A 13357-nucleotide genomic window follows, 5' to 3' on the forward strand; every position below is an offset into this window, starting at 1 on the left:
CCTTACTGTCTTGGAATGTTCTTTTCGCCGCCTGAATGAACGCTACCGGGATCCTTATGTATCAAACAGATCATGGTAAGGATCATTCCGTACGACAAGGTTTTATAGCTGACCTGAAACAACAAGCCGATAATGACAGGTACAAAGGCTGCCAGCATGTAGGGGAGCATGGTGATCGTAAACCGCTGAAGAGCCCTATACAGGATCCAGATCAGATAAGTCATCAACACTGCAATCCCGATCAGCCCTCCCTTGAGCAGGAAAAAGCTAACCGCCGAATGAGTGTAGGATACAAGAATGTTGTTTACCGCCGGATCGTGAAACAGGCCTCCCCACCCCACTCCCAGCAGCATGGAATATGGAGAGGCGGACGTTTCAGCCAGTACGGCGGCGAGCTCATCCGTCTTTCCGTTCGCGCCGAAATCCTCCTGTTTGGATACCAACAATTCAAATGAGTTGGATATTTGCTCCTGGGCAAGCATCCCTGCGGCGACGAGAATGATCAGACCAATGATCAGCTTATTCATCGATTTGCGCGAGCTTACGATGAAGTAAACGGCAAAGCACAGCATAGCAAGCGCAAGCGGCGCGCGCTGCGCAACGGCCATGAGAGACCCGAGGGCCAGGAAACCGCCAGTCAGCATCACGAGGCTCCCCAGCCAGCGAAACGGGCTGGAGCTTTTCCAAGTATGAATCGCCATGATGGGAAGAAATACGCCGGCAAACGAAACGCTGGGATCATACGGAAGATACAGAAAATTATCAAAGTAATACATTCTGCCCACTTCCAGAGGGGAAATCTGTACAACCACGTAGAATCTGATGGATAAAATAACGCCCATTACGGAGATGATCCAAGGCAATATCGAAAGCCAATTGAGCGTTGAGCGTTTCATTGCCGGCAAGAGCAGGAGCGGAACGAACAGATACACGCACGGAATCAAATCGCGAATAATATCCGTCATATCCCACCCATAAACAACACCGCCGTTCAGAAGCCCAATCCACAGCAAAAAGAAGAAGCCGGCATGAATAACGACAGGCACGGTCCCGTAATGGCGATATAACGAGAAGCCGCCGCCCATAACAATGATTCCGGTCGGGATCGATACAAACAAGATCAGAAGAACAGCAATCAAAGCTTCTGCGATGCCGGGCTCTGCTGGAAAAGGGGAACTGAACAAGGCATATAACAGCAACGCTGCTATAAATCCGAATCCCCCCAAGTTGGCCACTGAGCTTCTGCTCCGATTATGCAATGTATCAGCAGGGAAACTCAGATTGTGATTCATGGGATTGACTCCTTATCTTTTAAGATCAGAACGGTGAGGAGCATTCCGTAGGAGAGCGTCTTGAAACTGGGCTGGAACAACAATCCGATCATGATCGGAACCCCGGCCCCAAGCATGTACGGGAGATTCTGCATGTTTACGCGCTTTAAGCACTTCCATATAATCCAGCTCAGATAAGCCAAAAAGACAGTAATACCGATAACCCCTCCCTTTAACAGGAAGAAGGTAAACGCCGAATGAGTAAACGAGACCTCAGACATGTAGGTCGGATCAAAAAACAGTCCCCCCCAGCCTATACCAAGCAGCAGCGTATACACCGACTTGGACGTTTCCTGAAGCACAGCCGCCAATTCATCCGTCTTCCCGTTCGCTCCATAGTTCACCTGCTTGGATAACAGCAAATCAAACGAGCTCGTGATCTGCTCCTGGGCCAGAATCCCGGCTCCAATCAAGATCACGATAATGACGATCAGCTTCCGTATGGACCTTCCGGAACTTACGCCGAAATACACGGCAAAGCACAGGGCAGCCAACCCCAGCGGGGCCCGCTGCGCTACGGCCATGAGCGAGCCTAACGCCAAAAAACCGCCGATCAGCATGGCCAGGCTGCTTAGCCAGCGGAGCGGATTCGTGCTTTTCCACGTATGCACGGCCATAATCGTCAGGAAGACGCCGGCAAACGAAACGCTCGGGTCATACGGCAAATACAGAAAATTATCGAAATAATACATTTTCCCGATATCGAGCGGCGAAATGCGAACTTCCATATAGAATCTGATCGATAAAATAACGCCCATTACCGCGATGAGCCACGGAAGAATAGACAGCCATTTGAATTTGGAACGATTCATTGCGGGCAGCAACAATAGTGGGACAAACAAATATACGCACGGAATAAGATCACGTAGTATATCCGTTGAATCCCAACGATAGATGACGCCTCCATTCAACAGCCCCAGCCACAGCAGCACAAAAAAGCCCAAATGCAGCGGCATGGGGACGGTGTCATATCTGCGATACAGCGTAAAACCGCCGCTCATGACCAGAATTCCTGTCGGAAGCGAAACAAACAATACCAGCAACGCCGCGATCAGCACTTCCGTCATGCCGGGATTGGCTGGAAAGGGCGCGCTGAAAATCGCGTAAATCAAGAGGGCCAGAATAAAGGCAAGCCCCCCCATAATTCCTCCTCCAGTCGGGACCGGGGACAACTGATTACCGATAGCAGTACGGCTGTTCATGTCCCCTGGCTTACTTTCCGGAGCTCCGACATCTTGATTCCGATCTGCCAGTAATAAACCGAACGTGCGAAAGCATAGTGGAAGCCGGCGGAACCATCGAGAAAGCCAAGCTTAATGATATAAGAGTGTATAAATGCAACCGCCCACTTCAAAGGCATCCGGTCGAACAGCTTCTTCTGGAGGCTTCGGATGAAAATTTGGGATTCGTTCAGGTTCCGAAAGCCGCCATTGGTGCGCACCACCGCCTCCCAATCCGAATAACGGTTATGCTTCGCGAAATAATCAAACAGAGAATCATGATCATAGTGCACCATACAACTGCTGAGCACCCCGGTACTTCCATCAATCTGAGGCTGATAATGCCCTTCCACTTCCCACATGTTCGACGCCGACAGATCGTCATGGTCCAGAAATCTGCCTAACCGACGGTGGAACAATACCAGCTTATACATCCTGTGCCCGTGCTTCAGCACCTTGTTCATGAATACATAGTCATACGCCACGAAATAGCCTGCCGCCAGATCCCGCTTTTCTTGAAACAACCCCTCTATCTCGGCGACCAGCCGGGGAGTGGCTTCTTCATCCGCATCCACATAAAACACGTAGTCATTGCGGAACGGCAGCTCCTCAAGGCACCATTGCTTTTTCTTCGGATATTGGCCATTCCATGTAAAATTGATAACATGTGCACCCATTTCCCCTGCAATGGCACATGTTCGATCCGTGCTGTTGGAATCCACGACGAACACCTCGTCAAAAGCGGATACTGAAGCCAAGCACTTGGCTATGTTTTTTTCCTCGTTCTTTGTCATGATAATGACGGACACCGGGATTTTATTTTTCATAGGAAAAGCGCACCCTCTTATAGAATTTAGGAAAGCTATGTTTAACCAAACGAACGCCCCATTGCAGCAGCGCGATCGCAGCGCGGAGGACGATTGGCATCCCGAGAATGGATTTACGGATAAACCACTGGTCCCGTTGGCCTTGTTTATGCTGGGTTTGGGAGATACCGCCCTGCTCAAAAATGCATATGGGTTTACGGAGGTACGCTGTTGTCCCGCCCTGCAACAAGAGTTCCGCTGTCAGGGCATAATCCGCTCCGATCGGGTATTCCAGACGATACCTGATGCTGCTCAAACTTCCCCGCCTGAAAGCCATGGATTGGTGATGCGTAAACATGCCGTACCACATGCGCTTATGACTGCGGGCCGTCTTATACAACAGTTCACCCGACCGCGCTTCTTCAAGCGCATCGCCATACAGCAAATCCGGGAGTTGATGCTGGATAGCTTGCACACGAAGCCGTTCGCCAATCGTATCATCATAAAATCGATCGCCGGAATTCATGAAGACAACATACTGACCATTGCAACATTCCAGTCCTTTATTCATCGCATCATATATCCCTTGATCCGGTTCACTGACAAAGGACACTCGTTCATCTTCAATATTCTGAAGAAAAGCCAGCGTGCCGTCATCCGAGTTGCCGTCAACGACGATCCATTCGAGCGAGCAGGATTGCGACTTCACGCTTTGCCACGTTTTGATCAGACCCTGTAGATTATTTCTGCAGACCGTGACTACGGAGAGAAAAACTTCAGATCTGTCTTCTACCCATTGAGTCCGTATCATTTGTAACTGGCTCCCTTTAATCGAACTTGCTGTTCTATGTTTTTGTTCCTGCCTGCCAGACGCATCAACTGACGTATCAGATCAACGGGGTGGAAATGCACCGAAATGCCGAGTTTTCGCCGCACCTCTACCCACATCCAACCGTTCTGCGCAAGCAAACCGCATACCATCACGACGGCAAGCGCAAACGGCCCCCATGCATGAACGACCGTCACGGCCGCAATTACCGTCACGACACTGGTAATCAGCGTGATTCTCAACATGGCCCGCTCATGGCCGGTTAAGGTCAGAAGAAGTCCTGACGGGCCTGCGAATAAATTGATGAGCTGACCCAGCGACAAAACAGCCAGAATGGCATGACCTGAGCCATAGGCAGATCCAAATGCCAATTGAAGCACTTTCTCGCCCATCAACATAAAAACCATTCCAATGACGATTGCGGGCAGCGTAGATATGCCAACAATGATCCGGCCGGCATTTTGAATGCTCGGGAACTGGCCGCTGCCGAAATACTTGGAAATGATGCTTGTCATCAGCGTATTCATCAACACGACGAAGAAATTAAGCACGGCCATTAAGCGTACGGCTGCACCATAAATCGCCACTTCGCTCTCATCGTAAAAAACGCCCAGAATCCAGATATCGCTAGAGGTGAGCATAAACAGCGCGACGTTCGAAGCCATCATCGGGAGAGAGACGGCAAGCAGCTGCCCGGCGTTTGGCCCATGATCTGCGGCCGGCTCATTCGTTTGGTTCCGGAACCCTCCCTGGAGAAGCTTCAGCAATCTCCAACCGGCGACGAAGCAGCTAATCCCCATGCAGACCGTAACCAAGATGAGCGCATGCTCCAACGATAATGATGAACGCCCGAGCCACATCAACAACCCTAAACCTGCCAGCATGAGAAAGTTGGACAAAACGCCGCTAAACAATGTAGCCTGCCTCACATCACCGTGTCCCCGAAAGGTCTCGGCCATTACATTTTGCAGAACCGTTAACATGATCCACAGCCCGGTCCATAACGCGGCCGATGCCATAATTTCCGAGCCCAAAACGCCTCGAAGCAGCGTCAGCTGCAGGAGTGTATACAGTATGCCTGTACCGGCTGCTCCGATCATCGCAATCTTCAGAGACAGCAGCGCGGTTTTACGGGCCCATGTCTGCTTTCCTTTCTCCCTCTGCTCGGCCAAAAAACGTATGATGCTCTGGTTCAAACCCAGCGTGCCAACCACGCCGCCAAAAAAGGCGATATTGAAAGCCATCAAATAGGCGCCGAAGGCTGCCGTATTCAGTACCCTGGACAGTAAGATATTAATGAGCAGCGCGGACCCTGCAAAGAATGCCCGCCCTGCAAATATCCACAAACCGCCGTTGACCGTTCGATTACGGGTGAGTTTGCGAAGATCGTGAAACCTTTCTAACTTATGCCGCGTGCTGGACGATCGTTTGCTTCTCACACGTATGCCGCCGACAGCGCTTCTTGGTATTTGATCTCTGCGCGCACCCGCTTCATGTCCTCGTCTACCATCATCTTAATCAGCTGTTCGAAGCTGACCTCAAGCTCCCACCCGAGCTGCTCTTTAGCTTTTGTGCAATCGCCAAGGAGCAGGTCAACCTCTGCAGGACGCACGAATTCGGGATCAATGACGACGTAATCCTCGTAATGCAAGCCCACGTAAGAGAAGGCTACCTCAAGGAGTTCCCTTACGGTGTGCATTTCGCCCGTTGATATCACGAAATCGTCCGGCTGCTCTTGCTGGAGCATGAGCCACATGGCTTTGATATAATCCCCTGCAAATCCCCAATCCCTCAATGCATCCAGATTCCCCATTCGCAGCTCCTGCTGCAAACCGTGCTTGATCCGGGCAACGGCATCCGTGACCTTCCTGGTAACGAACTCCAATCCCCTTCTGGGCGACTCATGATTAAATAAAATGCCGGAGCATGCGAACATCCCGAAGCTTTCGCGATAATTCACCGTGATCCAATGGCCGTATACCTTGGCTACGCCATAAGGGCTCCGAGGATAGAAAGGCGTTGTCTCTTTCTGAGGCGTTTCCACGACCTTGCCAAACATTTCGCTGCTGGACGCCTGATAGAAACGCGCCTCCGGCTTCACCAGCCGGACCGCCTCCAGCATATTGGTTACGCTGATCGCCGTCATTTGGCCCGTTGCCAGCGGCTGCGGCCAAGAAGCGGCTACATAGGACTGGGCTGCCAGGTTATACACTTCGTGCGGATCGGCGATACGGACCGCTTCGATTAACGAGGCGAGATCGGTCAAATCACCGGATATCCAGTGAATCTTATCTTTAATATGGGTTACGTTCTCGTAATTGGGTGTGCTGGTCCGGCGGCGCAATCCAAAAACCTCGTACCCTTTGCTTAGCAGAAACTCAGCCAAATACGAACCGTCTTGACCGGTAACGCCAGTGATTAATGCTCTTTTCATATTGATCCTCCAACGGATTTACTGTAGATCTGTTGCGATTCTAAATAGTGCTCATAAGTTCGGGCCAATCCTTGCTCAAGGCTGATCGACGGCTTCCAGCCGAGGGCTGTCAGCTTGCTGACATCCACCAGCTTTCTGGGTGTACCGTCGGGCTTTGAGGCGTTATAGACAAAACTTCCGTCATAACCGACAGTGGAGGCTATGCTCTCTGCAAGTTCCCGGATGGACACATCCTCTCCGCAACCGATATTGACGATTGTATTCTCCTCGTAATGCTTCATCAGGAACAAACAGGCATCGGCAAGATCGTCAGCGTAAAGGAATTCGCGCTTCGGCTGACCGGTACCCCAAATTTCCACCTCGCGTTGGCCTGTCTCCTTAGCCTCGTGTATCTTGCGCAGCAGCGCGGGAAGAACATGGGAGGTTTCCAGATCGTAGTTATCGTTCGGGCCGTATAAGTTCGTAGGCATAGCCGAAATGAACCGGGTACCATACTGCCGATTGTATGATTGGCACATCGTGATTCCCGCGATTTTGGCAACGGCATAGGGCTCATTGGTAGGCTCCAGGGCGCCGGTCATCAAATATTCTTCCTTCATTGGCTGCGGAGCCAGTTTGGGGTAGATGCAGGTAGATCCGAGAAAGAGCAGTTTTTTTACCCCGTACCGATAGGAAAGATCTATGATATTATTCTGGATTAGAAGATTGTCCCGTATGAAATCCGCTGGGTAATCCCGGTTCGCAATGATACCGCCGACTTTGGCGGCGGCTAGAAACACATACTCTATCCCTTCACTGCTGAAGAAGCGTTCCACGCGATCACCTTCACGCAAGTCCAGCTCCTGACTGGTACGGGTAACCAGGTTGCGATATCCTTGCTGCTCCAATGCCCTAACAATGGCAGATCCCACGAGACCGCGATGACCAGCCACATATATTCGGGAATCTAAATTCATAACCGCCATCTCCTTTTAAGTGGTTGTTCAAAAAGCCCGCCTTTGATCACGAAGTGAATCAGGAAGCCACTCGGCATCGAATCTTGAATTCAGCCGGGCCTTCCGGTGCTCACGTACAACTACGCACGCTCCGCTCCTGACGTCCCTAGCTTCATCCAACCTTCTCGGTGCTGAAAACCGGCCTTTTTGAACATGCACTTTAACTAAAAAGCATCTTTGGACCCCATGAACACCCGGACCGTCTTGAACAGGATCCGAATGTCCTGGGTCGTGGATTGTTCACGGATGTACCTTAAATCCAGCTCCACCATTTCGCGGAACCCCAGGGCGTTTCTGCCGCTTACCTGCCACAAGCCGGTACAGCCCGGAACCACGCTCAGCCGCTGCATATCGTAAGGGGTGTAGGCCTCTACTTCCGCAGGGAGCGGCGGCCGCGGTCCGACCAGGCTCATCTCGCCTCTCAGTACGTTCCACAGCTGCGGGAGTTCATCCAAGCTCGTTTTTCGAAGAATGCGTCCCACCTTCGTGATCCGTGGGTCGTTCTTCATTTTAAACATGGCACCTTCAACCTCATTTAGATGAACCAGCTTCTGTTGAAGCTGTTCCGCATTAACGACCATGGAGCGAATTTTGTACATTTTGAACGTTTTTCCGTTCTTGCCTACCCGAATCTGCGAGAACAGCATCGGTCCTCGGGGGCTCTCCACCTTCATGCACAAGAAGATGATCATAAACAGAGGCAGAAGTAGAATAAGGCCAACAGCGGACAGCATCGCATCCGTTGCCCGTTTCAGCCGGAAGTACCCTAAACGGGGCTTCACCGGAAAAGAGCTCGCACCTGTCATAACGGGAAATTCTTCGGCTGCAGCGGTTTCCAACGTCCTTGTTTCAATCGTTTCGATATTCATGGCTTGATTCAATCTCCTATCTAGCCAACGTTCGGTTCTTATGTATCATTTGCTCAAGTCCGTGCAAAAGGGGGAGCCGCAGCTCCTCTTTCATCAACGCGAATTCAACCGATGTAAGAATGAACCCGAGCTTTTCCCCGACATCATAGCGCGTCCCTTCATATTGGTAGGCATACACTTCCTCGATTTCGGTCATTCGCTGAATGGCATCCGTTAGTTGGATCTCTCCGCCGATTCCTTCCTCCATCTGCTCCAGGTAAGAGAAAATCGCCGGGGTCAGAATATAACGTCCCATGATCGCCAGATTGGAAGGTGCGTCCTCGGCTTTCGGTTTTTCTACCATTCCTTGCACTCTGGACAGCCCTCCGATGGTGGGCACCGGATACGGATCAATGATTCCATATCGGTGTACTTCCTCAGGAGATACGTACTTAACGCCAATCACGGAACTCCGGGTCTGTTCATACTGTTCGATTAACTGCTTGATGCACGGCTTCTCCGCACGAACAATATCATCCCCGAGCAGGACGGCAAACGGTTCGTTGCCTATGAATTTTCGTGCGCACCATACGGCATGCCCCAGCCCTTTGGGTTCTTTCTGGCGAATATAATGAATGTCCGCCATGCGAGAGGGGCGCTGCACCTCATGAAGCAATTCAAGCTTCTTGGTCTGCCTAAGCTTATGCTCCAGTTCAAAAGCATGGTCGAAATGATCCTCAATCGCCCGCTTGCCTTTGCCTGTAACGATAATGATGTCCTCGATGCCGGACTCAATCGCTTCTTCCACAATGTACTGGATCGTAGGCTTATCCACGATCGGAAGCATCTCTTTGGGCATTGCTTTTGTAGCTGGCAAGAATCGAGTACCCAGTCCGGCAGCAGGAATGATAGCCTTTTTAATGGTTGCCATTGTACGTTCCTCCTCTATCCTAATTCTTTCGTTTTTACCGGAAAATTGGGTATTCCATGTGAAGCTCTATGTAAACAAGAGAGGGCATCTAACCCTTCCTCACTTTACGCCATCGACGATGAACGTCTAAGCCATCCTGTTTGACGGATGCCCACAGCATAATCGAGTGCCTACGGTGGTAGAGGTTCAGTAGGCATTACCTGATGTATGCTTTAAGTAACAACGTTTATTCGGAAGCGTTAACGATGGCCTTTCCGGAACCGGGCGGTTCAACCGGACTGCGTCTTGATACGGAGCTGCCTCTCGCTTTGAAGTCACTTGACTTGAAGTGCTGTATAACGGCCAGTGTCGGAAGTCCGAGAACCAGTTCAACCTCTTTGTCAGTGCGGATGGAATCATCCAAATATTCGAGCAAGAAACAGAAACCTATCGACAGCATCAGCGACACAACGAAAGCAATCACAACATACAGCAAAGGACTTGGAGTGACCGGTCTGGGATCGGCGTTATTCTCATATAGGATGGTGATGTTCCCGCCGGGAATGATAGAGGATATTTCGGATTTGAATACGTCGGCAACGGCCGTGGCTACTTTGAGCGCGCCATCGTAACTATAATCCCTGACGGATATCGTCATGACAGGTGTATCCTGTACGGTATCGACCACCATCATATCCATCAGGTCTTTCACGGTTAGTTTCAATTCCGGGTGCTGTTCCACCACTTTTTCCAGAATCACGCTAGTTCCGATAATTTCTTTGTATGTATAAACCAGACGCATCCCCATATCCATATCATCTGAACTAAGGACAGACTTTTTTTCTTCGGTCTTATTGGTCACGATCATCTTGTTGCTTGCTTCGTACTGGGGTTCAACCATTCGATAACTGTAAAATCCAACGAGTACGCAGACCACGGCAACCACGAGGAGAATTAACCACAGCCTTTTCTTCAACACGGTTGCATACTCTTTAATTTCAAGTTCCACTGAATTTCCTCCGTCCATAAGCAAATGTGCTTCCGTAGATACATTTTGTATCATTTAGCATCTTCAATTTACGATACAATTCGTATCGTGTCAATACTGATTTGGTCTTATTTACCTACAAACGATACATTTTGTTACACAATCAGAAAGCAAATTCAGATCTTTCAACATGATTTCTAGGCATGTAAGCGTACACAAATATAAATGCATGGCTGAAACAAAAAAGAAAAACGCCCCCATTCGGCAGGCGTTTACATTTTTTGGTACTCTATTCTCTCATTTGTGAGTCGTTATAACTAATTGATCTTATTCCAATAGAGCTTGCTCTGTTTGTCGAGACGTGTTACATCGCGGAGGACGTATCGTCTGCCCTCCGTATCCTTGATTGTATAATCATTCTCCGAGAGGAAATCGATGCTCTCTTGCGGCTGGTCTATGCGAAATGAGATCCTGCCATACGTCGTCTCCACTTCCCACAGCCAATTCCTGCCCCGGCGCTTGATTCCCATAATTTTTAATATTTCGGGTATCAAATAGCTTCGCTGCAGTTCTTCCCTGGCAGCCGACTGGCTTTTCTTATCCAGTTCATCCAGCGAAAGAATAAAATGAACCTCTTGATCCAATGCAGAGCGTACAGAAATGTACCCCTCCGGCTTCGTGACCGGAAATGTCAGAACAAGGCGCACTTTACCGATTGTCTCTCGGTTCATTTCCGCCTCTAGTTCGCCTCTCCCGTTACGATAGAGTCGAAGACTTTGGTCCTGAGCCCATGCTTCCCTTCGCGCTACCATCATGTAGCAACCTCCTGCATCGGTATCCATTCGTCTTTTGGGGCTTTCGCCTGCGCTGCATGAAGCAAACGATGATATACCCCTTGGCGTCTCAGAAGCTCTTCATGGCTTCCACTCTCGACTAGCCTCCCTCCTTCAAGAACCAGAAGCCGATCCGCCCGCCGAAGAGTCGACAGCCGATGAGCAATGACAAGAGTCGTTCTGCCTTGAACCACCGTATCCAGCGCCTCCTGAATGACAGCTTCGGTCTCCACATCGACCGAGGAGGTCGCCTCATCCAAGATCAGAATCGGGGGATCGAGCAGCACGGCTCTGGCAATGGCTATACGCTGCCTCTCTCCTCCGGACAACCGATGCCCTCTCTCTCCTACCTTTGTCTCATAGCCGTCAGGGAGGCGGCATATAAAGTCATGCGCATTTGCGGTCCTTGCCGCTTGAATAATGTCCTCTGTACTGGCTTCGGGGCATCCATAAGCGATATTCTGCGCTATGGTCCCATCGAAGAGGAAGGTTTCCTGAAACACTACCCCAATATTTCTCCTTAACTCCTCTTGCTTAATGCTGGTAAGCCTTCGTCCGTCCACATAGATGTCTCCCTCGTCCGGATCATAAAATCGGCACAACAGATGGATCAAGGTCGACTTCCCCGCTCCTGACGGACCGATGATGCCTATCATCTCGCCAGGTGCTATTCGAAGGTTGATCCCTTGGAGAATTCGTCGATCTTGCGTATAGCCGAAAGCCACCTGATTATAGACGATTTCACCTTGAACGTTGTTAAAGCGCGGAGCTTTCTCGTCATCCTTCACTTCAGCAGGCGTTTGAATCACCTCAAAGATTCGTTCGGCCGATCCCAGCACCTCATTGATCCAGCTGGCTGATTGCGCCAGCCATTTGACAGGACCGAAGAACATGATCAAATACGATGCATATGCGCTTAATGTTCCCACAGTCATGCTGCCTTCCAGCACACTCCGTCCTCCGGCAAACCATACGAGGGCTGCAAACAGTGAAATGAATAACGTGAGTACCGGCGTCATGAACATCCATAAGTTTTGAATTGAAATCATGCGATGAACATATTTTTGATTGACCTGATCAAAACGTGTTTTCTCGGCTTGTTCCTTGGAGAAGGCTTTTATAATTCGTATTCCCTGAAGAGCCTCCCCTACCATATTTTGAACGTGAATGGACGACTGCCACTGGGCATACCACATATCCCGGACTTTCGGCCACAGACGCATCACAAGGATTCCAAGCGGCGGCAGCGGCAGAAGGATCATCAAGGTCAAACGCCAATCCAAATAGAACAACATTCCCATAATACAAATAGCAGATAAAAACTGAGAGGTCAGGTGAACAATCCCTTGCGACATAAAATTTTTGAGCGCATCCGTATCCTGATTAATGCGTCCGATATATTGGGATACCTGCCGGTTATCAAAAAAACGCATCGATTGTTTCATCAGGGCATGAAACATATCTCTGCGAATCTCCCCAAGGAAGCGTCCACCGATCCTAATGGCCGTATAACCTTCGATCATCTGAAGCAAAGCCTGCAGAATATACAAACCGGCGAGCATTACGGCCAACCCTATCAATGACGCGGAATCCCCGTCTGAGCGAGTAGGCGATGATATTTCATCAATGATCCATTTGATTACGTAGGGTGGTGCCAGGGATACAAGAACGGTAACGATTACGATGATTCCCATCATCATGATAGAAGATCTATAGGCTCTGCTCCGCTGAAGAAGATGGGACACCGTACTCCATTTGGGATTGCAGCGTATGCAGAAACCGGAAGCTGTCCGTTTTGCGCGTCCGCAGCGGTCACATTTCCCCTTCTTTTCGTCCAAATCGCCGCGTTGGTCCATTCGATGCGGCGATGAATCCGTTATCCACTGTTCGACTTGCGGCAGAGCCTTGCGACAGGACTCAAGGTACGGTTCCGTGAATCGTAAAATTTCAACCGGGCCATCCGCAGTGCCGGCGACAAGACAACCACCGCCGATGACCTCAACCAGGTCGATGTTCATCATTTTACGCTTGGGAATCTCCAGCAATTCCCTTCCTTCCCGATCCAGCACCTGCAGACTGGAAGCTGTAAACACAAGCTGCAACGGTTCAAAACGCACATCACGATTCAAGTCTCCGTGCAATATTAGCCAGGGCGTCTCTTTG

At 50.2% G+C, this 13357-nt stretch carries 12 protein-coding genes; all 12 read right to left on the reverse strand.

The annotated features are described in order from the left end of the window. Positions 1–2 precede the first annotated feature (2 nt). Complete coding sequence (locus M1D70_RS26160) at positions 3–1226, reverse strand: hypothetical protein (RefSeq protein ID WP_085981263.1); 1224 nt, start codon at positions 1224–1226, stop codon at positions 3–5. Between the two features lie 62 nt (positions 1227–1288). After that, on the reverse strand, positions 1289–2473 hold the full coding sequence (locus M1D70_RS26165) for a hypothetical protein (protein WP_009590894.1): 1185 nt from the start codon (positions 2471–2473) through the stop codon (positions 1289–1291). A gap of 56 nt (positions 2474–2529) precedes the next feature. Next, the gene (locus M1D70_RS26170; RefSeq protein ID WP_456288358.1) at positions 2530–3378 is read right to left on the reverse strand and encodes a glycosyltransferase family 2 protein; all 849 of its coding nucleotides are present in this window, start codon (positions 3376–3378) and stop codon (positions 2530–2532) included. Beyond that, the gene (locus tag M1D70_RS26175) at positions 3368–4066 is read right to left on the reverse strand and encodes a glycosyltransferase family 2 protein (protein WP_456288359.1); all 699 of its coding nucleotides are present in this window, start codon (positions 4064–4066) and stop codon (positions 3368–3370) included. The genes M1D70_RS26170 and M1D70_RS26175 overlap by 11 nt, the downstream gene beginning before the upstream one ends. Positions 4067–4164: 98 nt before the next feature. After that, positions 4165–5625, reverse strand: a complete 1461-nt coding sequence (locus tag M1D70_RS26180) for a lipopolysaccharide biosynthesis protein (protein ID WP_456288361.1) — start codon at positions 5623–5625, stop codon at positions 4165–4167. Beyond that, on the reverse strand, positions 5622–6620 hold the full coding sequence (gene gmd / locus M1D70_RS26185) for a GDP-mannose 4,6-dehydratase (protein ID WP_009590886.1): 999 nt from the start codon (positions 6618–6620) through the stop codon (positions 5622–5624). Before gmd ends, M1D70_RS26180 begins: the two co-directional genes overlap by 4 nt. Then, positions 6617–7576, reverse strand: a complete 960-nt coding sequence (locus M1D70_RS26190) for a GDP-L-fucose synthase family protein (RefSeq protein WP_456288363.1) — start codon at positions 7574–7576, stop codon at positions 6617–6619. Before M1D70_RS26190 ends, gmd begins: the two co-directional genes overlap by 4 nt. A 203-nt stretch (positions 7577–7779) precedes the next feature. After that, complete coding sequence (locus tag M1D70_RS26195; protein WP_009590434.1) at positions 7780–8484, reverse strand: sugar transferase; 705 nt, start codon at positions 8482–8484, stop codon at positions 7780–7782. 16 nt (positions 8485–8500) lie between these two features. Continuing rightward, positions 8501–9394 (reverse strand): UTP--glucose-1-phosphate uridylyltransferase GalU, encoded by an 894-nt coding sequence (galU, locus tag M1D70_RS26200; protein WP_015737322.1) that lies wholly within the window; start codon positions 9392–9394, stop codon positions 8501–8503. Positions 9395–9620: 226 nt separating this feature from the next. Beyond that, positions 9621–10382 carry a YveK family protein gene (locus tag M1D70_RS26205; RefSeq protein WP_009590440.1) on the reverse strand — a complete coding sequence of 254 codons (762 nt, stop codon included), beginning with the start codon at positions 10380–10382 and terminating at the stop codon, positions 9621–9623. Between the two features lie 296 nt (positions 10383–10678). Continuing rightward, on the reverse strand, positions 10679–11176 hold the full coding sequence (locus M1D70_RS26210) for a DUF1854 domain-containing protein (protein WP_433941344.1): 498 nt from the start codon (positions 11174–11176) through the stop codon (positions 10679–10681). Then, a complete protein-coding gene (locus M1D70_RS26215; protein ID WP_456288365.1) occupies positions 11173–13323 on the reverse strand; it encodes an ABC transporter ATP-binding protein in 2151 nt (716 codons plus the stop codon). The genes M1D70_RS26210 and M1D70_RS26215 overlap by 4 nt, the downstream gene beginning before the upstream one ends. Between the last annotated feature and the right edge of the window lie 34 nt (positions 13324–13357).

The organism is Paenibacillus sp. AK002 (assembly GCF_053903045.1).